Source organism: uncultured Nostoc sp., from assembly GCF_964247315.1.
Taxonomy (GTDB): Bacteria; Cyanobacteriota; Cyanobacteriia; order Cyanobacteriales; family Nostocaceae; genus Nostoc.
This window is the reverse complement of the sequence record NZ_CAXTTT010000056.1, coordinates 18,134-43,070: the sequence shown is the minus strand read 5'-3', so window position 1 is coordinate 43,070 and position 24,937 is coordinate 18,134. Positions and strand designations below refer to the sequence as shown.

Genomic DNA, 24,937 nt, shown 5'->3' with positions numbered 1-24,937 from the left:
ACAAAAGCCCACAGGTGTGGGCTTAGTTCGCAACGCCCCAGGCTAAAGCCTGTCGGCATATATAGAATAACAGTTATTACCTACCTCGCCGCCGTAGGCATACCCAAAATATCCTCAATCTTCGGCATATCTTCCAACGCAATCACCCGCCCTTCATCTTCAAAACCGACGATTTGATCGAAGTTCAAATACCGATACAAATCATCTGCAAAAGGATGAATTCTCCTCGCCACAATATCTAAATATTCTTGCACTGTGGGAAGCCGTCCCAGCAGCGCACAAACTGCGGCTAATTCTGCTGAACCAAGATACACTCGCGCATCTTTACCCATGCGATTATTGAAGTTGCGGGTAGAGGTAGAAAACACTGTTGTGCCGTCAGCAACTCGCGCCTGATTACCCATGCACAAACTGCATCCTGGTATTTCTGTCCGCGCACCCGCAGCCCCAAAAATGCTGTATACACCTTCTTCTTTAAGTTGGTGTTCATCCATACGCGTTGGTGGTGAAATCCACAGGCGAGTTTTCACTTCACCTGCACCTTCCAAAACTTTTGCTGTTGCCCGATAATGACCAATATTTGTCATACAAGAACCAACGAATACTTCTTGCACTGGATCATTAGCAACTTCCGATAATAATTTCACATTATCGGGGTCATTGGGAGCAGCAACAATTGGTTCTTTAATTTCCTTTAAATCAATTTCAATTACTTCGGCATATTCCGCATCGGCATCGCTTTCCAATAACACGGGATTTGCTAACCATTCTTCCATCTTTGCCACACGGCGCAGCATGGTACGCGGATCGTGATAGCCTCGTGCGATCATATTTTTCAGCAGCGCAACGTTAGAACGCAGATATTCAGAAATTGTCTCTACACTCAGTTTAATTGTACATCCGGCACAAGAACGTTCGGCACTAGCATCGGTGAGTTCAAAGGCTTGTTCAACTTTTAAATCTGGCAAACCTTCTATTTCCAGAATTCGCCCGGAGAAAACGTTTTTCTTATTTTGCTTTTCTGCTGTGAGCAAACCTTTTTGAATTGCCACGTAGGGAATGGCATTCACGACATCCCGCAGGGTGATACCTGGTTGCAATTCACCTTTAAATCTTACCAATACTGACTCTGGCATATCTAAAGGCATGACACCCAAGGCGGCTGCAAAGGCTACCAACCCAGAACCTGCGGGGAAGGAAATACCCAAGGGGAAGCGGGTGTGAGAGTCGCCGCCAGTTCCTACGGTGTCGGGTAGCAGCATCCGGTTTAACCAAGAGTGGATGATACCATCACCGGGACGGAGGGCGACACCGCCACGAGAAGCAAAGAAATCAGGGAGTTCGTGATGAGTTTTGATGTCTACTGGTTTGGGATAGGCAGCTGTATGGCAGAAACTTTGTATCACTAAGTCTGCACTGAAACCAAGACAGGCAAGTTCTTTCAATTCGTCGCGGGTCATGGGGCCTGTGGTATCCTGAGAACCAACGGTAGTGATGATCGGTTCGCAGGATGTGCTGGGACGCACACCTGGTAATCCGCAAGCTTTACCTACCATTTTCTGGGCTAGGCTGTAGCCTTTGCCTGTATCAAAGGCTTGCTGTGGACGGGTAAATACTGTGCTGGGTTCTAAACCGAGTGCAAGACGAGTTTTGTCGGTAAGGGTACGTCCGATAAGTAAGGGCATGCGTCCACCTGCACGAACTTCATCGAGGATGGTATCAGGTTTGAGGGCAAAGGTGGAAATGACTTCGCCTGCTTCGTTAGTGATTTCGCCTTTGTAGGGATGGATGGTAATTACCATGCCGGTTTCAAGTTTGGTGACATCGCACTGGATAGGCAAAGCACCGGCATCTTCTGCTGTGTTAAAGAAGATAGGCGCGATCGCACCACCTAAAACATAACCCCCAGCGCGTTTGTTTGGCACAAAAGGTATATCACTTCCTGTATGCCACAATACTGAGTTAATAGCAGATTTACGCGAGGAACCTGTACCAACTACATCCCCCACGTAAGCTAGAGGATGCCCTTTTTTCTTCAGTTCGGCAATGGTTGCCAAGCTTCCCGGTTGCCGTGACTCTAACATCACTAAAGCGTGTAAAGGAATATCTGGGCGAGTTGTGGCGCTTTGGGCGGGTGATAAATCGTCGGTATTGGTTTCGCCAGGAACTTTGAAAACGGTGACAGTAATCGCTTCTGGTACTGTGGGGCGAGTGGTAAACCATTCAGCCTCCGCCCAAGAGTCAATCACTCGCTTGGCGAAAGGATTGGTTTTAGACAACTCTAAAACATCATGGAAGGCGTCATACACCAAAAGGATTTTGCTTAAGGCGTTGGCGGCATAAGCGGCGATGGGTTCCTTTCCTTGTCCACCCATCACTAGAGGTGTTTCAGATGAGTCTGAGACAGATACGGTGGGCCATTGCAGCAGTTCGATTAAAGATTGTACGTTGTAACCACCTATCATGGTTCCTAACAATTGCACCGCTTCTATGCGCGAAACCAAGGGACTGGTGATTTCCTTTTTGGCAATCGCGGTGAGAAATCCAGCTTTGACATAAGCTGCTGGATCAACACCAGGAGAAATGCGATCGCTTAATAGATGTAATAATATCTCCTCTTGACCCTTTGGCGGATTTTTCAGTAATTCACATAATTCTGAGGTTTGCTTCGCATCCAATGGTAAAGGGGGAATACCGAGTGCTGCTCTTTGGGCAACGTGTTTACGATATGATTCCAGCATTTTTATGTTCTCCATTGGAATGTTCTACCTTCAATTATGAAATATTTTTAGGCAATACTTGGCTATAAAAGTTTAGCTTACTTTTATTACTAAAAGCCTTACTGGTAATTGGTTGTTTGCAATTTTTTTTATACTGAAAGTTTAGTTTTCGTCAACCGAATATTTTTACACTTTGATAGAATACGAGCAATACTAAACAGGGTTGCTGTAGAATCCAAGTTGCTTAAAAATTAATTAATCCAAATTTGCGGTGATTAGTTGAGTAGGTACAGAACTACCGAAAACCTAATTTCTACCAATTTCAATCATGTTTGGGACACATAAATTATTTGTAGGGGCACGCCACCAGTCAAATAAAATAATATACAAAAAGATTATGGATGCCGTGCCCTACCCATCTGTTGCTGATAACGTAAAAGGTGGGGTTACTCAAGTTCTAAGGGTTTACTTTACTCGCTTAAACTTTTGCCTAACGGTACTAGGGTGGTTATTGCATTTTCATCTAATGTTTTATCTGTGTTAGCTTTCAAGCGTGTCAATCTGCTTTTACGGATACGTTCGCTGTCTCGAACGCCACCTGCAAGTTCATATTCATTGCTGTTTTTGCCATACTTGAAACCAACCCCAGTCAGCATTTTATCTGAAACCTGACTTAAGGTTTTTTCCATCTCATCCAGCTTTTTTCTAGAAGAGTCAATCATAGCTATAGCAGCGTTATAATCATCAAGCATATTGTGAAAATTTTCTATTAATTGAGTCAGGTTTTGCAAGTTGTAAGTATCATCAAAATTGATATTTGGATCGATAGCTTTCAGTCCGGCAACTCTAAACTCAGCTTTTTCTAGAATCCGGGAACTACGTTTTCTTCGAGGCATAAATTTATACTTGTAAGAGCTTTACAGAGCTATTTTGTCTCAATTAACCTGTATTCTGGTTCAGCAAAAAGCACATTTTTCTTAGTAAAAGTTTTTATTCATGCCCGTGATTTCTCGGAATTTAATCACCAAAGGCATTTTCAGCAAAATAATATTATGTTTAAGTTGCACGAAAAGTACAATGTTGTTGCAAAAGCGATCGCACTTTTACTTCTATAGCGGTTCTAGTTTGGATGCAATACACAATAGGGCACAGAAAAAGCTCATTGGTGTCAACTTAACGTGAAACCCTTGTCAAGACGTAAAATTGAGTTCATTCACTTACCATTACTTACCGCGTCACCCTACCCCGGTTTTGTCTAAAGCCAAAACCGCCCCTCCCCTTGGTAAGGTAAAACTACGGTGTATACACAAGTCTCTTATAGTTTACTCACTGAGTTTTTGTGTCAGTTTTACCCCACCCTAACCCTCCCCTTGGAAAGGGGAGGGAACCGGAAATCTTATTTCCCCCCTTTATAAGGGGGGATTAAGGGGGGTAATTCGACTTTTGTGTACCCTGTAGCTTGGTAAGGGGAAGGGTTGGGGGTGCGGTAAAACGTATATTGGATAAGCATTTCAGCTTACAGCTATTTTCAGGTAAATAGACCACGCGGTAGGGGCGCAAGGCCTTGCGCCCCTACAAGAGATATGGTTCAAATACATGAAAACTACTGTAAGTTGACACCAATGAGCATTGCCGTGCCCCTACAAATGGTCTGTATTCTATGTAATTGAGAAGCGCTATGAGCGATCGCTTTAATCTTAAGGCTTAATGTTGTAACCTTAAGGCTTTATGTTCTAGCTCTAAGGCTTAATGTTGTAACCTTAAGCCTTAATGTTCTAGCTTTAAGGGTTAATGTTATAACCTCAAGCCTTAATGTTGTAACCTTAAGAGTCAACCTTATAATATTAACGACCAAAGTTTGTTGGTGAGTGCATTATGGCAAGCGTAGTATTTTAACAATTTTTTTCATGTCTCGCCCTCAACGTAACTTTCAACCTGGCTTTTGCTACCACATTACTACTCGCTGCAATAACCGCGAATTTCGTCTAACGCGCTTAGAATGCCGCGAAGTTTTTCTGTATGCCATCAAGAAGGCACAAGAAAAGTATAAGTTTAAACTCTATGCTTTGTGCATTATGAGCAATCATGTGCATTATCTGCTGGAACCAAAACAACCAGAAGATTTACCGAAAATTATGCACTGGTTAAATTGGTATACTGCTATGTGTTTTAACCGAATGCTCAACCGCACGGGGCATTTTTGGGAAAAGCGCTACCACAGTACAGGTTTTGCCAATACAGACCAACGTCGTGCATTAAATACTCTGCGATATATCCACGCTAATCCGAAAGCCGCAGGAATACAGCAGGGATTTTTCTACGACTTCAGCAATTACGGCACTCATGACCGCTTGAGTAATGATGGTATCACTCAGTGGCATTTGGCATTTTTGCAATTGGGGAGGACGTTGGAAGAATGTGCCGCTAGATATCGCCAGTTTTGTAAGAAATATCGACCAAAGCCCAAGCCTGAAACAAGGAATCATTGGGGTAGTCGTTTTTTGCCTTCTTTGAAGAATAAGGGTAAGAAGAAGTCGCCGGGACAGATAAGTTTACCTTGGGATAAGCAGAAAGTCACTGAAGATACTGAGGTGCATGAGGTAGCAGAAAAGTTTATTCAAGCGAACTGTTATAACCCCGCAGTGCCAGGTATCGGAATTCGGGAAGGTTGATTCTAGCGTTCATCTGGGGTTTGTAAGAAATCTTTATAAATGTCTGAAAGCCTTAGATGTTACAGTTTACAAGTCTCGATGCGAGAGAAAACCACCACCAGCCTTAAGCGAACCGAAACAAAACACACCCCACACCCCCCAACAAGAACGGGAGGTGTCCTCTTGGGGAAGAGGTATCAAAAGTTACTTCTGAGTAATCGATCAAACTACTTTCCACTCTCCATCCTACGCGATCGCCAAACTTTTTCCAGGCTTTTTCGTAATACTTGCCGTCTGCTTTACCGCCGAATACGCTCAAGTAAATTTCCTTCTGGACGCTGAAGCCAAAGTGTCCATTGCTGTATTTTACCCACAAGCGGTCAATTGTGCGTAAGTCAGTGCAAGGAAAATTTAAGAGTTCGTCTTCCTCAAACCAGTCGCCATCTTTTTTACCTACAGCTTGAATCATCACCCGATAGGTTTCTGGGTCGGCTTCCCTCCAGTTTTTTGCTGCTAGTAAGTGGCGTAGTCTGGTGTAGTCTATGCCTTTTTCCGAGGCTAGGTCATCTGTTTGAGGTGGTGACTGAATAACAGGATTCGAGTTAAGAATCTCTATAGACTGAACTACTGAGGTGTGTGGCTGAACGAGTTGAGAAAAAACTGTCTTATCTATTTTCAGTTCTTCTCCAGTAATACCCCAATACAATCTCCAAAAAGCTTCAAAGTCTTTTTCAATTTCACACTCAAAGCAAACTTGATGAAACTGCTTCAGAAAAATTAGATTTTCTGGAATAAATTTAACTCCAGGTAATAAAACTGGGATTACCGGAATGTCTTTTTCTACGCATTGGCTTATAAAACCCTGAAGTTCAAGGGCTTGCCATTTTCCTAAACCTGTTGTCCCGATGAAGACAGCAACACATTGGATTTGCTGGATTGCCTTCTGTATAATATCTTGGTAAAGTTGCCCTGGTCTAATTTGTTTTTCATCAAGCCAGGGATTCAAACCTAATTCTTTTAGATACTTATAAATAATCCTTATTTCCGGCTTGTCCAAACTATTGTGAGCAAGAAACACATCAAACATAGGCTGTTGCATTTATCACTCCTCCACACCAGCAATTTTTGCCAACGCCTTCGCGTAATCTTCCAACCCACCGCGCAAAACTTCCAACTCACTTCGCAACTTGGGTTCCTCCGACCAACTCTGCTCATGTTCCTTGGGACTCACCCCCACAGGTCGTCTAGCTTCCCACGCTTGCAACAACGGATGCCATTTAGCTAAAAACGGTCTTAACCCATTATTCAACACTGCGATGCCTGCGGCGGGCTGCGCCAACGCAATTCCCCCCACAGAATCACGAGAAGCACCCACATCCGGCCCGGCTGCTTTGAGAACTTCGCGGGTAGTGCCAAATAAACTATAAAGAGAGTTCATCGCTTCTCGTACCAAACCCTGGTCAACTTCCAAAGGTTGTACAGCAATCCGTGTCACCAATTCCACATAAAGCGACCAAGCCGCCTTCTTTTGTGTGGTGTCAACTTTCCAAGACATCGAACCAATGCCAAAAGGCAGACTTACAGATACAGTCTCTAAAGAAACGCGATCGCGCATATATATTTATAGTAAATTTAACTAATAGTTCTAATTATAGTAATTAATGTTACTAGTCTAAAAATTGTTCCGAATTAGTGACTATAATCTCAGTATTTAACCTAAATTTTTATGCTAGTATCTAGAGATTTTTAACTAATTCAGATAAAATAATAAATTTGTTCGTTGCATCACCTGATTTTGTAATATGCCCAAAACTTACACCGTAGAAATTGATCACCAAGGCGAAATTCATACCTTGCAAGTTCCTGAAGATAAAACAATCTTATCAGTTGCCGATGCTGCTGGTTTGGAACTGCCGAGTTCTTGCAATGCTGGTGTTTGTACAACTTGCGCCGGTCAACTATCTAAGGGAACTGTGGATCAAACTGATGGCATGGGCGTTAGTCCAGATTTGCAAAAGCAAGGTTACGTATTGCTTTGTGTTGCCAAACCCCTTTCTGATTTGAAACTTGAGACAGAAAAAGAAGATGTAGTTTATCAGTTGCAATTTGGTAAAAGTAAATAATAAGCGAACAGTTATCAGGAGATTGAATGATTATTCATAACTGAATAACTGTTCACTCAGATTACTAAATCTGATAAATTACATAAGTATTTCATCGCAACTTATATCAGCTATTCTAGAAATTACAAATCAACAGGATTTACCAAGATGACAACTCATTTTATTACCGCAGAAATTGATTTACAAGAAACTCCGGCAGAATTACTAGAAGCAATTGAAACAGAGTTGAAAAAACAAGGCGAACCCCTGCGTTGGGCTGTTACCTCTGTAGATGTTGACGAACAAAAAGCGACAGTTGAAGCAGTGGTGACAAAGAGTGCTGAGTAGTGAGTGCTGAGTAGTGAGTTAAAAGTTGAGAGTTGAGAGATGGAAGTTGTAAAGTTGAGAATTGGGAATGAGGAGTTAGTATTTAATGGTTTTTGATTTATAACTCAGCACTGGCTCAACCCCTTGCTACCGCTAACAGCACTCAATATGCGTCCATACACCGCTATCTTAATTGTACCAACTGGCGTTGGGGCTGCCATTGGGGGTTATGCAGGAGATGCTTTACCTGTTGCCAAGGTTATAGCACAGGTTTGCGATCGCCTAATTACTCACCCCAATGTCCTGAATGGCGCAAGTTTGTATTGGAATCTCCCTAATGCTTTGTATGTTGAAGGTTACGGACTTGACAAATTCGCCTCTGGATGCTGGGGTTTACGTCAAGTTCGCACTAACAAAGTAGGTTTGCTTTTAGACCAAGGTATTGAGCCAGAGTTACGGCTACGACATATACAAGCCGCCGATGCAGTCAGAGCAACTCTGGGATTGACCTTAACAGATTATGTAATTACAGATGCACCATTAAATGTAGAATTACGGACTACAGCATCGGGAGCTAGTTGGGGAACAATTGGCAACCCGGATAGCTTGTTAAGAGCAGGTGAGATATTAATTAAAAAAGCGGGGGCAGAAGCGATCGCAGTTGTTGCCCGTTTCCCCGATGATATGGATGAAGAGGCAGTACAAAAATACCGCCAAGGTGAAGGCGTAGATCCTTTAGCGGGTGCAGAAGCCGTAATTAGTCATTTGCTAGTGCGAACCTTTCAAATTCCTTGCGCCCATTCTCCCGCCCTTTTGAGCGCACCTCCAGAACCTGATTTATCACCCCGTTCCGCCGCCGAAGAATTGGGCTATACCTTTTTGCCCTGCGTCCTAGTCGGATTAAGTCGTGCCCCACAATTTATAGTAGAGAGAGGAGCAATCGGATCGCAGCAAGAAGATATTTGGGTAGATGAAGTGGATGCTGCGATCGTACCTGCAACTGCCTGTGGTAGCAGTGCTTTACTGAGTTTAAGCCAAAGACGATGCCAAATAATTACAGTAGAAGAAAATAAAACTCTCATAAAAGTTCCTCCTCAACCACTGGGGATCAAATCTATACAGGTAAACTCATATTTAGAAGCAATAGGTGTATTGGTAGCACACAAAGCAGGCATCAATCCCTCCGCTCTCTGTCCCAAATTATTACCTTTGCAGTCAATTAGTCATTAGTCATTGGTCATTAGTTAATTCTCCCTCTACCTCTCCCACCCCTCACTCCCCACTTTCTCTAAAAACCTGTGATTGAACAACAAAAGCAAGAGCCAGAAATTCCATACCTGACACGCATCCAAATACTTGGGGCAATGGGAGCGACTGCAATCATTTTGTTGATAGTCGCCAAACTTTCGTTATATTTTGGCAAATTTTCACTATTTTCTTGGGATTTGAACCAAAAAGAGTTGCTATTAGGTGTAGGGTTGGGATTCTTCATCACTGCGTTAAGTGGCTTCACTTATCGCCTGTGGACTGCCTATCGTAAAAGTGCAGATTATTACTTAGAAGTGGTACTGAAGCCTTTAACCTTACCAGATTTAATTTGGCTGGGGTTGCTACCAGGGTTGAGTGAAGAATTGTTATTTAGAGGTGTGATGCTACCAGCTTTAGGCTCCGATCTTACAGCTGTAATTGTATCCAGTTTTTGCTTTGGCATTTTGCATTTTAGCGGTTCCCAACAATGGCCTTATGTAATTTGGGCAACGATTGTCGGGATGATATTGGCATATAGTGCCCTGCTCACGGGCAACTTGTTAGTGCCGATTGTTGCTCATATTATTACCAATTGGATTTCTAGCTATTTCTGGAAAATGCAGCAATTTTCGGCAATTAAAAAATAAATAGAAATCAGGAGTCAGGAGTCAGAATTCAGCATAAATTCTCTACGACTGGCGGATGAATAAGGAAGTTTCAGACCCCCGCTAAATTGAAAATTTAGCGGTCTACAATTAGTGGTGGGTCTGAATCCCCCACTTTCTTGTTCTGATTCCTGAATTCTGACTTCTGGATTCTTCTTCAACACAATTTATGCTTAGTTTTTGGGCATTGGTTACATTGGATAACATCATAAATTGACAACTGGTCTAATTTATTGTTGTAGCTGGACAAAAGTCAATACGGTTCAGTTAAGAAAAATTGTAGGTTGGGTTAAGCAAAGCGCAACCCAACAAAGCCCCGGAAATGTTGGGTTTTGTTCCTCAACCCAACCTACACACTTTAAGGCTTTTGGCGCTAACTGAACCGTATTGGGGCAAAAGTTCAACTTTTTTACTTTCTAGTTAGCCAACTGTGCGTTGCAATGCTTCGATACGTCTATGAGGGCGCTGTGTTGCACCGGACTATTAACCAGGAGACTACAGCAATGATGAAAGCTGAAGATATCATGACCAAAGACGTAGTTACTATTCGCGGTTCGGCAACTGTCGCTGAAGCGGTGGGGCTAATGAAGGATAAAGGATTGCGGGCGCTGGTTGTGGATCGTCGCTATGACAATGATGCTTATGGCATTGTCACAGAAACGGATATTGTGTATAAGATAACAGCCTACGGGAAAGATCCAAAGCAAGTGCGGGTTTATGAAATTATGAGCAAGCCCTGCATCGTAGTCAATCCCGATTTGGGTGTGGAATATGTAGCGCGGTTATTTGCTAATACTGGTATTCATCGCGCACCTGTAATTCAAGGTAAGCTGTTGGGCATCATCTCGATTACCGACATTTTGACTAAAAGCGACTTTGTGGAAGCACCAAAAGCGCTACTGCTAGAGGAGAGAATTCAAAAAGCAATTGAGCAGGCTCGTGCTATTTGTACTGAACAAGGCGCTTATTCTAAACGCTGTGCATCTGCCTGGGATGAGGTAGAAGAACTTCAGGCAGAAGCAGCTCATCAGAAAGCTGAGGGTATGGTATCAGCTAAAGTCTCTTTTGAAGAATACTGCAAGGAAAACCCTAATGCACCAGAATGTCGAAATTATCATCCGTAATTGAAGTGGGGAGATGAGGATCGGGGGGAGATGGAAGCTGTTTACGGACGCGCTTGCTTCCGTTATCGATGGAAGAAACAAGTCAAATCCTCTTCCCTTCTGCCTCCTGCCTTGTTTTTTAGGAGAGCAAGCAAACAATTATTATTCTTTTGCATCCCCCTCGATTTACCGTCTGGCAACTCGTATCAATAAAAATAAACCTATTCCCAAAAAAAGAAAGTTGGGCAACCAAGACCCCATAAAGGGAGAGACGACACCTGCTTGTGCGATCGCCCCACTAATAAAGAAAATTAAGTAGTACGAAAATATAACTAGGACACTAATCCCAAAGCTTGTACCTCTCCCCGTCCTCTGGGGTATGCTTCCCATCGCTGCGCCTACCAAGCCAAAAACCACGCATACAAACGGCAAAGAGATTTTTTGTTGAATCCGCACTTCAAGTTTACGAATTTTTTGGCGATCGCCACCAAGATTTTCCACTTCTAGTTGCTGTAGTGCTTCCGAAATATTCATCTCACCGTAGTCTCGGCTTTTTTCTGCCAAACTTAATGGCGTACGCGGTAGTTGCAGTTGTTGGTGTTCAAATTTGACGATGTTACGATAAGAGCGATCGGCAGCAACAAAATAGATTGTACCGTTGTAAAAATCCCAGACATTTTGAGAAGGATTCCACTTAGCAGATTCTGATACTACAATTTGATTCAGATTTTTTGTTGAGCGATCTATAATTGTTAATCCTGTCATCCGCTTACCATCAAATTGGTCGGCGTAAAACAAGCGTGTCAATATCCGATTCTTAGAGCCATCTGGCTGGGCAACATCCTGGTATTCAGGATAGAAAATATTTTGCTGTTTAAAAGTTGGCTTGTCTGATTTCAGGGCTTTCTCTAAAGTCATCGCCGCTTGATAATTTGCTGCTGGTGCAATTTCTTCGTTAAACACAAATGTTATTCCTGTGACTACAAGACTTAACATCACAGCAGTTAGCACCAGACGATAGACACTGACGCCACAACTACGTAGGGCAATTAGTTCGCTCTCGCTAGAAAGACGACTGTAGGTCATCAAAGTAGCCAGCAGCGTAGACATGGGGAAAGCTAAAACAATAAAATTGGGAAATTTTAACAAAAAAACTTGAATAGCAATGTCTATGGGTAGCCCAGATTCGACAATTTTTCTGACAAGATCGAATACAGCATCAATGGTGACGCCAATTGATGAAAAAGCTCCGACACCAAAGAAAAACGGCGCTAACAATTCGCTGGCAAGGTAGCGATCCATGAGCGTAAAAGGCAGCAGCGAATAGAGACTGTTGAAAGACGTGAGCTTCTTTGATATCATAAGCAATTTTAAAAGTTAAAAATTGGCAACCCTGGGAAAGCAAAGTATCTCTACTGTATTTATTATCAAAATTAAATACTTAATGGCTAAAAGCTAACTAATAAATTCATGCTGAAGAATCAAAAATCAAAATATCCTTTGAAATTATTAACTAAATAATTATTAATTTAGACTTGAAAATTATCCCCCAAATAATATTGCCGCACGAGAGAATTGCTGTAGAGTTCGTCAGCAGCACCAAAAGCGAGAATTTGTCCCTCACGCATGATATAGGCGCGATCGGTGATAGCTAGAGTTTCACGGACATTATGATCTGTAATTAAGATTCCCATACCGCGATCGCGCAGTCGTGCTACGATTTGCTGAATTTCTGAGACTGCGATCGGATCGACTCCTGCAAATGGTTCATCCAAAAGTAAAAATTTTGGCCCTTCTCGTCCAGCAGCTAAAGACCTTGCTAATTCCGTCCGCCGTCGCTCACCACCAGAAAGTTGAATTCCTTTACTCCTAGCTAATTTTTCCAACCTAAACTCCCGCAGTAAAGTTCTGAGTCGCCTTGACCACTCCCATCGTGGCACATTAGTTTGTTCTAGCACTAACAGAATATTATCCTCTACCGAGAGTTGGCGAAAAACACTTGCTTCTTGTGCTAAATAGCCAATACCCAGTCGTGCCCTTTCATGCATTGGCATTCCCGTTACCTCTACATTACCCAGCCAGACTTTTCCTAGATTGGGTTTTTCTAAACCTGTGGCAATGTAAAAGGTTGTGGTTTTACCAGCCCCATTGGGGCCTAGTAAACCAACAACTTCACCTTGAGCAACAGAAAGGTTGACACGATTGACAATTACTCGCTTGCCGTAAGATTTGTGAATATTCTCTAAAACAATTTTCACTCTGGAAGCACCCTTTATTGGTGGTGAATACTAATTAGAAGGCTTCAAAGGTGGTGTCTTTGGGGCAGGTGTCGCAGTTTGTCCATTATTATCTGACTCCTGCACCATGTAGATGGACTCTACCTGACGGTTGGATTGGGGTAAAGCGACAAATCGCCCTTCATCAATTAAATAGGTTACTTTCTCCGCCCGAATACTGTTACCACCCTGTTGCAAAATATAGACATTGCCACTGAAATCAATTCGGCGTTCTTTACTAAAATACTGTGCTTGGGCAGATGTTGCCTGAATTTGGCGAGCCGGATACAACATTTGCACATTACCGCGAGCGGTGATTATTTGATTTTTCGCGTCATATTCTTGCACATCAGCGCGGATAGTCAGGGGGCGATTTGCCTGAGATGTTTGTGCAGTAGCGGTTTGCACTTGGGTAGGGAAAGCAAAAGTGCCCAAGAGTGCAGCTGGCAGCATTAAAGCTAATCCAAAGCGACGTATTTGGGATAAGGGCAATTGATAGCAGGGCATCATAGCAATTGGGGATTTAGGATTTCAGCTTGCATTCTAATTATCTCAAGTACTTTATCCAGATATGAAATATCCAATCTGGAGTGATTTCCGATAACTACTGGCTGAAATAGTGACGCTACCCCCAACCTTAAGGTTTCAGGTAATTGACATCTGAGTAAAAATGACGTATATAACAATACCCTGCCTTAAGCCGCTTTACGTCTACATGAATTGTGCTTACCAGGAATTTCGGGCAACGCATAATTTCACCAGATGTCTAATCAGTAGTCAGCACAATTTTAGGCAAAGATAAGACTTGATTTTCACCCAACTCACCAGATGTAATTTTCTCTGGCCCTATTTGTTGTAAAGTCGTCAACAAAACTGCGCTCTGACTCAATAGCTCATCTACGTCAACGCCGCCGTAAGTAGATGGGTAACGGCGTAGGCGATTGCTGCCTTCTCCCAATAGAATTACAGCACCTCGCCAGTTCCGATTTTCTAAATGATAGAGTGCCACAGCAATTTGGAGAATTCCTTGATAAAAGGTTTTTTCCGGTTCGCCAGCTTCAATCCACAAAGCCTCTAAAGTGTCATGACAGGCGTAGAACTGTCCAGAATTGAACTGTTCTACGCCTTGCCAAAACTCTTGGGGGATGATTTCGCTCATCCCATGCTGTCTCGTACTTCTTTGATTGTTTCCAAAGAGATTTCTTGTTTGTCTCCAGCAAACTCGTTGTCAGGGGTGAGGAATAACATGCAATGGCACTCTTTGCGTTCTCTCATTGGTACACAAGGACAGTTCCAATATGTGGCGTGAATCTCAGCTTCTTTATCTTCGTAATGGCGACAAGGACATAAAGGCGCACCCAGTTCGTCTTTATGTTTGGCTAGTCCTTCAATCACAACTGCGGTGACAGAAGGTTCAGAACAGAAGTATGTTCCAGTACGCTTGGCGTATTGTTCGGAAAAATGCCGCATTGCCTCTAGGCTTTTATCGCTGGATTTTGTGTTATGTTCTGATGTGATCATGTCGCTCATAATTTAAATATTTCTTTGCATTGTACCTCAGCCTCACTAAGGGATTACTGGGTGTATTTCCCCAACCTTACCTGCTCAAATTATCTTAACCTTTGCTCAAAGGCTGATATGTCCGGTGTACTGGGATCAGAGAAAATCTCAGAAATCGCAGAAGTTTAACTTGTCAGCAGTCTTTGAAATTATAAAATTTGAATTGATTTATGAATGTAATGTTTTTTGTAGTTGGAGTTGCAGTGGGCAATTACTTTGCAAAACTATACCAGGATGATCCCAATTGATTACCTGTTGTTCTGCTGGTGAGAAAATATTTGGCCACAAAACCCAGCGACTGCCTTGAGGAAGAGTAGTAAGGCTAAGGGGGTTTTGAGTCAGCCAAATCAAAGGATAGCTTTTAGGAACTACTGAACTGGCATCTTCTAAGGCTCTGGTTGCTGCTAAGGTTTCTAGAACAAAGCGTAGACCTCCGGGCTTGCCGTAGGCATCGCCTTTGATTAAATTTGTTGATGCTGTCCACAATTGCACCTGTAATTGTTGTTGCTGTGCATAAAAATACAGTGATGCTGCGGCAATTACTGCTTGTTCAAAGTTTTCTTCTTCCCAATTGCTAGCACTGTCTAGGGCAATAACTATTTCTTGTCCGCCTGTTACCATTTCCAACTCCCGCACCCTTAATTCGCCATAACGGGCGCTAGTCCGCCAGTGAATCAGACGGGTGGGATCTCCTAGACGGTAAGGACGGAGCGATCGCACTAGCCCCGTTGTTGCTGTCTGCAATGGTCTACCACGAGGATCGCCCCTTTTGCTCTCTTCTTGTCCCATTTCATCCACTAGGGGGCAGGTAGCTAAGGGTAACACTGTAGGATAGACGATCGCTGTAGCAGCACAATCACGCTGACGGCGACACCAGAACAATCCCAAAGGCGCACCAGAACCAAGTTCGACTGTGTGCCAACGATAAACACCCCGGCGTTGAGTCGGGTGGTAGTATATCCAACGGTAACTGCCTTGGCTAGGAATTGTTTCGATTGCCTTTTGTACTGGTTTCCCTAAGACGAAGGGCAGTATATCTTCAACTTGCAACAAGTTTACAGGCTGCTGTGTCTGATTGCAGATTTCTAATTCCACCGTTAGATCGTCGCCTGCTGACACAGGCTGAATGGGACGGCGGGTGATAGATAGATTTGTGAGCGATCGCGGCGGTAAGATGGCTGCTACACCCAAAAGGGCAAAACTAATGCCGCTAATGGCGTAAAGCCAACCAGCCATCGTATTGATACCTGCGCCAAAAAAACAAATAGCCGTTGCCGCCAGTACCCAACCGCCATAAGCAGGGGCACTGGCGCGGGTTTCTAACCAATTGGTAATGGGTTTAATGATTTTCATGTTTCTTTTTTAACCCAACACCACCAAAAATTCACAGTGTTTCAGGAGTTTGCCAAAAAAGCTTTTAGTTGGATTACTCAAAAAGAGATGGAAAGTTACGACGACCACTTACAACCCGTAGAATTTCGATACCATCATCTACCTACTTTGTAGAAAACGATATAGCCTTGCAAAGATACACCTCGGAGGTCTGGACGAATTTTTGCGTAACTTTTACCACTGTTTGGAAAGGCAACAAGTTGTTGGCACTTGCGGTTGAATTCACTGAAAAATCGCTCTCCTGCTTCAACGCTAGTTTCAGCAAAGTAGTCGGCAATTTCATTGATATCTCGGCTGGCAAGAATGTTGATGACGTAGCGATTCATGCTTGCGCCTGATGTCCTTGTCGAAACCGCTCTAGAATTTGGTTTACGAATGTCTCTCCATCAATAGGTGGCGTTTGGTCTGAAGCTAAAATCGCCGCATCAATTTTCTCTCGCACATCCTCAACCCATTCAGCATCGGCGCGATCGTATTCATCAAGCAACCGTAAGGCAATTTCAAGGGCTTCCTCTGCGGAGCGATATTTTCCAGACTGGAGCTTGGTTTGAATAAAGCGTTCTTGATCGGGTGTGAGACTGATGCTCATAGAAAACCTGTATTCAGATTATTCACCATTTTAAGTTAAAAAACGCACCCTGCTTTTTCGTTCAGTTAAAGTTTATTAAAGAAACAAGGAATCCACAGCCTCAAACCATTGTGACCATTTTTCCACGAGTGATTCATCAGGCTGACTGTCAGCAATTTTAACTTGATGTTTGTGGATAACAAAATCAATGAAATCAGTCACTTCTTGTAGGAGTGGTTCGGAAAGTTGCTGCAATTTTGCGTTAGCGAAGCTCGCCGAAGGCATCGCAGTTTCACGAATAGTCATGGGAATAATCCTTTTTCAGTCCTCTTCATTTTTACTCAAGGATTTGACTAAATGTATGTCCACAAAAATTCAATGAGTTAATGACGAAGCTAGGTGGTACTAGATACTCTGACATTCTTAAAGAAGATACTGCGCCAGTTGCTCATGAGTGGGAACATCAACAGGTAGAAAGGTTTTTAAGTCTATTTTTGATGGTTGGGCTAATGCTGCTAAACGGTTACATTGAATGGCAATACAACGATCAAAGATATTTCTCACAAATCTACCATTTCCAAGTTTTCCTATTTGATGTTCAAATTGATTAACTAAGAGACGCACTGCTTCCAGAGTCTTCTCTGAGAACAGATAGCCGTGCTGTTCACACCTGACTTTAAAAATCTCGGTTAACTCGGACGGACAATAGTCTTCAAAGTGAATCGACCTTGCAAATCTGGACTTTAGACCAGGATTAGATTCAACAAATCGAGACATCTCCCCTTTATATCCTGCAACAATAACTACCAGATCCTCTCTGTGGTCTTCCATCATTTTTAAAAGAGTATTGATTGCCTCTTGTCCGTACATATCGCCACGCCCGTCTGGAACAAGGGAGTAAGCCTCATCAATAAAAAGTACACCACCGAGAGCAGATTCAACTACTTTTGCTGTTTTGGGTGCTGTTTGTCCCAAGTATTCTGCAACTAAATTAGTCCGGTCTACTTCAAGAAAATGGCCTTTTGATAGAACACCAAGATTTTTGTATATCTCACCTAAAATCCTAGCTACTGTGGTTTTGCCTGTTCCAGGATTTCCCGTGAATACGAGGTGTCTAGTGATTGAAGGAGCTTTTATACCCGCTTGAGCTTGCATCTGGGCTACTTTTGCAATATTTACCAACTCTTGAACGGTAGATTTCACAGCACTTAATCCAGTTAATGAATGAAGTTGATCTAAACATAGCTGAAGCTCATTAGTGACTACTTCAGGTTGATTAGCATTAATGTGAGGTTGCTTGTGAATCTCTTTACAGACTTCTGCTGCCCATTCGTTGCTTATTTGTTTAATGTGAGTACCCAATAGGTTACGAGCTGTTTTTATTGCATTTTCTTTAGAAGGAGCTTCAGCAAAAAACAAGCAATCAATCTCTAACTGTTTTTCCGGCTTTTCTAGAAAATTATAAGCATCATCAATGGTACTCCAAGCAGCCCATAACCAAGAATTGCCTGAAGCACAGATACTAAAGACTGTAGAATTCCACGACATATATACACACTAGACAGTGAACACAATGAATTACACAGTGTTATGTTACCCACTCAGGTATCAAGATATTCATTTTCCTATTACCACAAAATAAAAAGCCCGCATGAGCGGGCTTTCTAAATCAATTAAGTTATTGCTTGACTTACCGTTTTGCCAACTTCTTCGACATCTTCCGCAGACGAATCGATTGGGGTGTAACTTCTACCAATTCATCGGGGCCAATGTATTCCAAAGCACGCTCTAGGCTCATGTCTATTGGTGCTTGCAACTGAACTAGTTCATCGCCACCAGCAGCGCGGTGGTTGGTCAACTGCTTGGTCTTACAGATATTCAATTCCAAATCTTGCGGACGATTGTGTTCGCCGACAATCATGCCTCTGTAAACCTTTGTGCCGGGAACAATAAAGAATGCTCCTCTATCTTCAGCGTTCCTCATGGCGTAGAAGGTAGAAACACCCTCTTCAAAGGAGATTAAAACGCCTTTGTTACGGGCTTCAATGTCGCCACTGAGTTGACGGTAGTCTAAGAAGCTGTGGTTCATGATGCCTTCACCACGAGTCATCCGCATGAATTCACCCCGGAAACCAATCAATCCACGGGCGGGAATGACAAACTCTAGCTGAGTGCGATCGCCACTACCTGGTTGCATATCTTGCATTTCGCCTTTGCGTTGTCCCAGGCGCTCAATACAGCTACCCACACCATCAACAGGAATGTCTAACACCAAGAGTTCATAAGGTTCGCAAGGTTGACCGTTGACTTCACGGTAAATTACCTGTGGCTGAGATACCTGAAACTCGAAGCCTTCCCGGCGCATGGTTTCAATTAAGATACCCAGGTGGAGTTCACCACGACCGGAAACGAGGAATTTATCGGGAGAATCAGTTTCTTCGACGCGCAAAGCCACGTTGGTTTCAAGTTCGCGGAATAGGCGATCGCGCACTTGTCTTGATGTCACCAACTTACCTTCTTGACCTGCAAAGGGCGAATCATTCACCCAGAAGGTCATTTGCAAGGTCGGTTCATCCACTTTAATTAGTGGTAAAGCTTGGGGTTCGTTAGGATCAGTAATCGTTTCCCCAATATAAGCATCAGCAAAACCAGCTACTGCGACAATATAACCTGCGGTTGCTTCTTCCAGGTCTACGCGCTTGAGTCCTTCAAAGCCCATCAACTTGGTAATTTTACCTTTGACAATAGTGCCGTTTTCTGTTACTAAAGCTGCTTGCTGTCCTGAACGGATAGTACCGTTGTGAATTCTGCCAATCACAATTCGTCCCAGATATTCAGAATAATCTAGGGTTGTAACTTGTAATTGTAGAGGCTTATTGCGATCGCCCACTGGTGATGGAACGTGTTGCAGAATCGCATTAAACAGGGGTTGCATATCTACCGATTCTGCTTCCAAGCTTTCTTTGGCAAAACCTCCCATACCGGAGGCAAACAGATAGGTAAAATCACACTGGTCTTCATCTGCCCCTAATTCTAAGAACAGATCCAAGACTTTATCAACTGCAACGTGGGGGTCAGCCTGGCCGCGATCGATTTTATTAATCACAACGATGGGGCGCAGCCCTTTTTCCAAAGCTTTTTTCAGAACAAAGCGTGTTTGAGGCATGGGGCCTTCATTGGCATCGACAATCAGAAGACATCCGTCAACCATGCCGAGTACCCGTTCAACTTCGCCACCAAAATCAGCGTGTCCAGGAGTATCAACAATATTAATTAATGTTTCTTTGTAGCGAACCGCCGTATTTTTGGACAGGATAGTAATACCCCGTTCCCGTTCTAGGGCGTTGGAGTCCATAACGCAATCCGGAACGTCTTCGCCTTCGCGGAAAATGCCGGATTGTTTGAGGAGTGCGTCAACCAGGGTGGTTTTGCCGTGGTCAACGTGGGCGATAATGGCGACGTTGCGAATTGGGAGCGTCATAGAAGCTTTTGGTGAACTCTAGAGGGGGTTTATAAGATTTACATTTGAATGCTAGGCTGTTTTAACAGAATTGAGAATAATCGGCAAATTCTGTAAAGAACCTTTAATAATTCTAGCGTAATCGTCACAATTGCGGGGAGTTTTGTAAACCCTACAATGGATATCTGTGGTAATTACCGCGTTGGTGGGATAAAAAAAAGCTTCTGTGACAAACAGGTGTCACCTGAAGGGCAGTATTGGTTTTGAGAATTGCGGTTGATTCGTATAGAGGAATTTAGTCATAGAAATGCTTTGATGAAAAGTGCAATCTTTGACTGATAGAGATAAAGTTTTTGGCTGCTAAAAGTCAGGTTATTTCCTGTTTGGGATCAAAGATAAGCGATCGCCAAGCCTTGTTTTTCTTGACTAGAATAGGATGGATATCTCTACAAAAATATTCAACTTACACGGAATTATCACAATGTAGAGTTAGGTCAATTGTTTAGAAGAGCAAGAAGCGATGTCTACGACGGGCTACGCCTACGTCATTATCTATGTAGAGACTTTACAATGTAACGCCTTTAGGGAATTTAAGCTATATTCTAAAAACTAATAAAATGACAGCGATAATTATATGGTCTGCTGCCTAAATCCTAATTGCGAGAACCCCCAAAATCCTGACGGGGCAAATTTCTGTCTCAGTTGTGGCACAGAGTTGGTATCGCTATTGAGAAACCGTTACCGAATCATCACACCATTAGGAAGAGGAGGGTTTGCACGCACATATATCGCAGAAGATATAGACAAACTCAATGAACGATGTGTTGTTAAGCAACTGGTTCTAAGTCAATTTTATGGCAGTCAGGGTAGTCAGGCACACAAAAAAGCGACTGAGTTGTTTGAACGAGAAGCCAAACGTCTCAAAGAACTAGGAGAACATCTCCAAATTCCCAATTTATATGCATATTTTAAGGAAGCTGAATATCTGTATTTAGTGCAGCAGTTTATCGAAGGGCAAAATCTGTTGCAAGAGTTAAAACAGCAGGGAGTTTTTGATGAAGCCAAGATTCGAGATTTTTTAAATAATTTATTATCTGTACTGGTAGATATACATCAACAGCAAGTAATTCATCGAGATATTAAGCCAGAAAATATTATTCGCCGTCAAAATGATGGAAAATTAGTACTAATTGATTTTGGGGTAGCAAAGCAAAGGACGGAACCTACAAACACTACGATAGGGACAATTATTGGTTCATTAGGTTATGCACCGATTGAGCAAATGCAAACGGGTAAAGTTTTTCTGTCTAGTGATATTTATAGTTTAGGAATAACTTGCTTTCAACTGCTGATCAATATTTCTCCTTCGAGTTTGTGGATGAAACAAGGCTATGGTTGGACTTCTAATTGGCGGCAGCATTTAACGCAACCCATAAGTCCAGAATTAGAGATGATTCTTAATAAGTCACTACAAGAAAATCACGAACAGCGTTATCAATCTGCACAGGCTGTCTTACAAGACTTGAGTAAGTTGCCACCGCTAAGGTATACATTAGCTTCTACAGTTATTCCACCTACTATGCCATCAAGAGCGCAACCACAAAATAAACATAAATCAACTCGATATCTACCGCAATTCTCTAACAGTAAATTATTGTCTGGAGCAATAATAGCTGGATCGGGTAGTTCATTTTTAGCAATAGCACTTATCAGTTTTCTTGGAACTACTTGGATTAGTTCGGGACTGTGGTTGCTAATTTTTGGAGGATTAGTCTTTATTCAATCTCGCCCGCTTCTAGAAAAAGCTTATTTAATTATTATTGCTATCATCGCAAACTTACTCGTTGTCTGGATTTTTAGAAATCTTCTAACCAATAATCTTCTCAAATCTGGTTTAAATGGACTGTTACTTGTAGGATTGCTAGTTATTTTGGCAGGTTTATTGACAGTTATTATTTTAGGTGTGTCTGAAATAATCAACAAAATTATTGCTAAATATTTTTAATTTTTTGCTTTTACTCAATTTTCATAAATCTATTTATTTAAGATAAGCTTTGTAAAATTTTGGTAATTATTCATGAAAGATAAAAAAGAAAACTTGAGACTGCTTATTTCTCTTGGTCTAGCTGGGGTAATGGTAGCAGCTATTTTATGGTTAATTAGCAAAGTTTCTTCTACTATCGTAATAACACCATCAAACCCGACACAAACTTCGTCTTCATTTACAAATAAGCCTTCACTAATGAATTTAGGTACAAGGATTTTGGTGAAAGTGCAAACATCCCCTGAAAAAATAGATGGAGTTAAAGCTTTTGCTGAGAAAGATTTCAGTACTGCCGTTAAAAAATTTACTGATTCTCTGAAAAATAATCGCAATGACCCAGAAACTTTAATTTATTTAAACAATGCCAAAATAGCACGAGATAATTCAGAAGCTATAAAAGTTGCGATCGTCGCACCAATTAACTTTGAACCTAGTTTAGCAGAGGAAATTTTACGTGGTGTAGCTCAAGCTCAAAATGAAGTTAATAACCAAGGAGGAATTAATGGTAAAAAATTGCAAATTGTGATTGCAAGTGCTGATAATAGAGAAGATTCTGCCCGGCTAGATAATGAATTAGTTCAAGATAAAAGCCTTGTAGCTGCTGTGGGTGTTAGACGTAAAGCAGAAATATATAAAGAGAAAGGTTTGGTTTTAGTATTGCCCGTCGAGCTACCAAATCAAGCAGAAAATCCAGAAAAATTAGAGAATAATACAGTAAATAGTCAGCTAAATAATTCCAACACTAACTACTTGTTTCATGTAAATCCGCTATATGATAATTTAATAGATACTCATTCTCGCTACATTGCTCGACAAGCAAGAAATGTCGCTATTTGTGGCGATGTTCGTAGTTCAAGAGATAATTCAACTTTTTCATCAAATCAGATACTTGTAGAACAGTACACTCAAGCTATCAAAAAATATGGCAGCAACGTTATTAGTACACCTTGCAATTTAGCAGATAAGAATTTTGACCCTAAAGCTTTTGTAGATAAAGCCATAGAAACAGAAAATGCAAGTGGCTTTTTACTAATGCCTTCAATCAGAAATATATACTTTGCCACCAAGGTAGCACAAGAAGTTAAAGGTAGAAAGCCACTGTTTGCTTCTGAAACTATGTACAGTGCTACAACTTTACAAAATGGTAAGGATCTTGAAGGAATGGTTTTACCTGTATATTGGCATCGTGATGCTAATAAAAATAATCCCTTTGCGAAAAATGCCTTTCAGCTTTGGAATGCACAAGTAAATCAGAGAACGGCGGGAGCTTATGATGCGCTTCAAGCAATTATTACTGGCTTAAAACAAGACAGTACCCGCGAAGGATTACAAAGGGTATTATCTAATCCCAATTTTTCAACATCTGGAGCAACTGGAAGGATTCAGTTTTCGCCCTCCGGTGAGCGTCAAGGAGAAGCAATGCTAGTCAAAATTGAGCGTTGTGAGTCTTGCTCTAGTGGAACTGGTTACGATTTTGCCCTCTTAAATAAGAAGTAGTTTTTTTAATTTAATTTTCATTCCAAAGATATAGGTTGCCTTCAAATAGGTAATCTATACAATTTGAATGTCATACTAAACTGCTTGATTTAATTGCAATCAAAAATAGAAGCGATCGCTTCTATTTTTTTCTAATGAAAAGTTTTGTTTATCTACCCAGAGTTGTGAGAGCGATCGCTCAAAAGAAAGAGGGAATCTCCCTAATCTCTGTGTCAAGGTTAGATCAGTAAGAATTACGAACACTTTGCCGAGGAGAACACGGATGGTAGCTACATTAGATGATGCGAAACGCAATGCAATTGCTGTAAAACTTGCAACTCTTAAAGCTCTCCAACAGTTAGCTATCGAAAAGGAACAATCGCTTTTGACACAAGGACTTGATGCCGAAATTGCCGATCGTCTCCGAAATTTTATCAATGACGATCAAAAAAATCTTGGTATTTTAGAAACTGTAATTGTTCAGTATGGGATTCAAGCTGAACCCAAAAAAAATATCACACAATTCATTGAAAAAGCTCGCGAAATGTTCAAAAGCTCTGAGTTGAGCCTCTATGAAAAAGTCTCTCAGCATGAATTGTTGAAACATCAATTAGTAATGAGTGGCTTAATAGTTCACAAAGCTGCTCAAAAAGTTGGTGCTGATGTTTTGTTAGCGATCGCACCTTTGAATACGATTAACTTTGAGAACCGCGCTCACCAAGAGCAACTCAAAGGTATTCTGGAAATTCTGGGTGTCCGCGAACTCACAGGACAAGATGCAGATCAAGGAATTTGGGCACGTGTTCAAGACGCTTTGGCCGCAGTTAGTGGTGTAGTAGGTAGTGCTGTCACCCAAAACAGCGACAAAAAGGATCTAAATATCCAAGATGTCATCCGCCTCGATCACAACAAGGTAAATACCCTATTCACCGAAATACTACAAAGCAACGATCCACAAAAGATCCAAGAGTACTTCGGTCAAATTTACAAGGATTTAACTGCCCACGCTGAAGCTGAAGAAGAAGTTGTCTATCCAAAAGTACGTCCTTTCTACGGTCAAGATAACACCCAAGAACTGTTTGATGAACAAGCTGAAATGAAGCGGGTGTTAGACCAAATTAAGGCTATTAGCCCTTCTTCATCTGAATTCAAAGATCGAGTCAAACAGCTTATGGAAGCTGTTGGCGACCATATTCGTCAAGAAGAAAGCACAATGTTTGCTGCCATTCGCAACAACTTAAGCACTGAGCAAACCGAGCAGCTGGCTACTGAATTCAAAGCCGCTAAGACCCGAATTCAAGAGAAATTGGGCGTTGTTAGCGAATCCAATGCGTAGGATGCTTTC

General features: G+C 42.0%; 24 protein-coding genes. 9 read left to right on the top strand and 15 right to left on the bottom strand.

Annotated elements, in window-relative coordinates; translation table 11 throughout:
• Window positions 1-80: 80 nt before the first annotated feature.
• A complete protein-coding gene (gene acnB / locus ACFE93_RS17805) occupies window positions 81-2,741 on the bottom strand; it encodes a bifunctional aconitate hydratase 2/2-methylisocitrate dehydratase (protein ID WP_375474725.1) in 2,661 nt (886 codons plus the stop codon).
• Between the two features lie 449 nt (window positions 2,742-3,190).
• A complete protein-coding gene (locus tag ACFE93_RS17800) occupies window positions 3,191-3,616 on the bottom strand; it encodes a hypothetical protein (protein WP_375474700.1) in 426 nt (141 codons plus the stop codon).
• Between the two features lie 1,011 nt (window positions 3,617-4,627).
• On the opposite strand from ACFE93_RS17800, the gene ACFE93_RS17795 reads away from it, so the two are divergent.
• A complete protein-coding gene (locus ACFE93_RS17795) occupies window positions 4,628-5,392 on the top strand; it encodes a transposase (protein WP_375474698.1) in 765 nt (254 codons plus the stop codon).
• Between the two features lie 103 nt (window positions 5,393-5,495).
• Here ACFE93_RS17795 and ACFE93_RS17790 read toward each other — a convergent pair whose 3' ends face one another.
• Together ACFE93_RS17790 and ACFE93_RS17785 are read right to left on the bottom strand one after the other, a co-directional pair.
• Window positions 5,496-6,470: a GUN4 domain-containing protein gene (locus tag ACFE93_RS17790; protein WP_375474696.1), complete on the bottom strand. Its 975-nt coding sequence runs from the start codon at window positions 6,468-6,470 to the stop codon at window positions 5,496-5,498.
• A gap of 3 nt (window positions 6,471-6,473) precedes the next feature.
• A complete protein-coding gene (locus ACFE93_RS17785) occupies window positions 6,474-6,986 on the bottom strand; it encodes a hypothetical protein (protein WP_375474694.1) in 513 nt (170 codons plus the stop codon).
• A gap of 187 nt (window positions 6,987-7,173) precedes the next feature.
• Here ACFE93_RS17785 and ACFE93_RS17780 point away from each other — a divergent pair, with 187 nt between their 5' ends.
• The 5 genes from ACFE93_RS17780 (at window position 7,174) to ACFE93_RS17760 (ending at window position 10,837) form a co-directional block, all read left to right on the top strand.
• A complete protein-coding gene (locus tag ACFE93_RS17780) occupies window positions 7,174-7,494 on the top strand; it encodes a 2Fe-2S iron-sulfur cluster-binding protein (RefSeq protein WP_375474692.1) in 321 nt (106 codons plus the stop codon).
• 147 nt (window positions 7,495-7,641) lie between these two features.
• Entirely contained in the window at window positions 7,642-7,821 is a 180-nt protein-coding gene (locus tag ACFE93_RS17775; protein WP_335056742.1) for a hypothetical protein, read from the top strand.
• Window positions 7,822-7,968: 147 nt separating this feature from the next.
• Window positions 7,969-9,030, top strand: coding sequence for a DUF3326 domain-containing protein (locus ACFE93_RS17770; protein ID WP_375474690.1), 1,062 nt, complete (start codon window positions 7,969-7,971; stop codon window positions 9,028-9,030).
• Window positions 9,031-9,098: 68 nt separating this feature from the next.
• On the top strand, window positions 9,099-9,695 hold the full coding sequence (locus ACFE93_RS17765; RefSeq protein WP_375474688.1) for a CPBP family intramembrane glutamic endopeptidase: 597 nt from the start codon (window positions 9,099-9,101) through the stop codon (window positions 9,693-9,695).
• 521 nt (window positions 9,696-10,216) lie between these two features.
• On the top strand, window positions 10,217-10,837 hold the full coding sequence (locus ACFE93_RS17760) for a CP12 domain-containing protein (RefSeq protein ID WP_335043895.1): 621 nt from the start codon (window positions 10,217-10,219) through the stop codon (window positions 10,835-10,837).
• 165 nt (window positions 10,838-11,002) lie between these two features.
• Here ACFE93_RS17760 and ACFE93_RS17755 read toward each other — a convergent pair whose 3' ends face one another.
• The 11 genes from ACFE93_RS17755 to typA all read right to left on the bottom strand — a co-directional run bounded on the left by ACFE93_RS17755 (window position 11,003) and on the right by typA (window position 20,093).
• A complete protein-coding gene (locus ACFE93_RS17755) occupies window positions 11,003-12,118 on the bottom strand; it encodes an LptF/LptG family permease (protein ID WP_375474723.1) in 1,116 nt (371 codons plus the stop codon).
• A 227-nt stretch (window positions 12,119-12,345) separates the two neighbouring features.
• Window positions 12,346-13,074 carry an LPS export ABC transporter ATP-binding protein gene (gene lptB / locus ACFE93_RS17750; protein ID WP_375474686.1) on the bottom strand — a complete coding sequence of 243 codons (729 nt, stop codon included), beginning with the start codon at window positions 13,072-13,074 and terminating at the stop codon, window positions 12,346-12,348.
• A gap of 30 nt (window positions 13,075-13,104) precedes the next feature.
• The gene (locus tag ACFE93_RS17745) at window positions 13,105-13,602 is read right to left on the bottom strand and encodes an LptA/OstA family protein (protein ID WP_375474684.1); all 498 of its coding nucleotides are present in this window, start codon (window positions 13,600-13,602) and stop codon (window positions 13,105-13,107) included.
• 256 nt (window positions 13,603-13,858) lie between these two features.
• A complete protein-coding gene (locus tag ACFE93_RS17740; protein ID WP_375474682.1) occupies window positions 13,859-14,251 on the bottom strand; it encodes a DUF309 domain-containing protein in 393 nt (130 codons plus the stop codon).
• Window positions 14,248-14,613 (bottom strand): ferredoxin thioredoxin reductase catalytic beta subunit, encoded by a 366-nt coding sequence (locus ACFE93_RS17735; protein ID WP_334908375.1) that lies wholly within the window; start codon window positions 14,611-14,613, stop codon window positions 14,248-14,250. The genes ACFE93_RS17740 and ACFE93_RS17735 overlap by 4 nt, the downstream gene beginning before the upstream one ends.
• 207 nt (window positions 14,614-14,820) lie before the next feature.
• On the bottom strand, window positions 14,821-16,005 hold the full coding sequence (locus ACFE93_RS17730) for a DUF58 domain-containing protein (protein WP_375474680.1): 1,185 nt from the start codon (window positions 16,003-16,005) through the stop codon (window positions 14,821-14,823).
• A gap of 134 nt (window positions 16,006-16,139) precedes the next feature.
• Complete coding sequence (locus tag ACFE93_RS17725; RefSeq protein ID WP_375474678.1) at window positions 16,140-16,370, bottom strand: type II toxin-antitoxin system RelE/ParE family toxin; 231 nt, start codon at window positions 16,368-16,370, stop codon at window positions 16,140-16,142.
• Entirely contained in the window at window positions 16,367-16,633 is a 267-nt protein-coding gene (locus ACFE93_RS17720) for a type II toxin-antitoxin system ParD family antitoxin (protein ID WP_334960677.1), read from the bottom strand. Before ACFE93_RS17720 ends, ACFE93_RS17725 begins: the two co-directional genes overlap by 4 nt.
• A 75-nt stretch (window positions 16,634-16,708) precedes the next feature.
• Window positions 16,709-16,918, bottom strand: coding sequence for a hypothetical protein (locus ACFE93_RS17715; RefSeq protein ID WP_375474675.1), 210 nt, complete (start codon window positions 16,916-16,918; stop codon window positions 16,709-16,711).
• A gap of 117 nt (window positions 16,919-17,035) precedes the next feature.
• Window positions 17,036-18,160: an AAA family ATPase gene (locus ACFE93_RS17710; RefSeq protein ID WP_375474673.1), complete on the bottom strand. Its 1,125-nt coding sequence runs from the start codon at window positions 18,158-18,160 to the stop codon at window positions 17,036-17,038.
• A gap of 142 nt (window positions 18,161-18,302) precedes the next feature.
• Entirely contained in the window at window positions 18,303-20,093 is a 1,791-nt protein-coding gene (gene typA / locus ACFE93_RS17705; protein WP_375474671.1) for a translational GTPase TypA, read from the bottom strand.
• Window positions 20,094-20,706: 613 nt separating this feature from the next.
• Between typA and ACFE93_RS17700 the strand changes: the two genes are divergently transcribed.
• From ACFE93_RS17700 to ACFE93_RS17690, 3 genes are all read left to right on the top strand, one after another.
• The gene (locus tag ACFE93_RS17700) at window positions 20,707-22,077 is read left to right on the top strand and encodes a protein kinase (RefSeq protein WP_375474669.1); all 1,371 of its coding nucleotides are present in this window, start codon (window positions 20,707-20,709) and stop codon (window positions 22,075-22,077) included.
• A gap of 72 nt (window positions 22,078-22,149) precedes the next feature.
• Window positions 22,150-23,613, top strand: coding sequence for an ABC transporter substrate-binding protein (locus ACFE93_RS17695; protein ID WP_375474667.1), 1,464 nt, complete (start codon window positions 22,150-22,152; stop codon window positions 23,611-23,613).
• A 262-nt stretch (window positions 23,614-23,875) separates the two neighbouring features.
• Window positions 23,876-24,928 (top strand): hemerythrin domain-containing protein, encoded by a 1,053-nt coding sequence (locus ACFE93_RS17690; RefSeq protein ID WP_375474665.1) that lies wholly within the window; start codon window positions 23,876-23,878, stop codon window positions 24,926-24,928.
• Window positions 24,929-24,937: the final 9 nt, after the last annotated feature.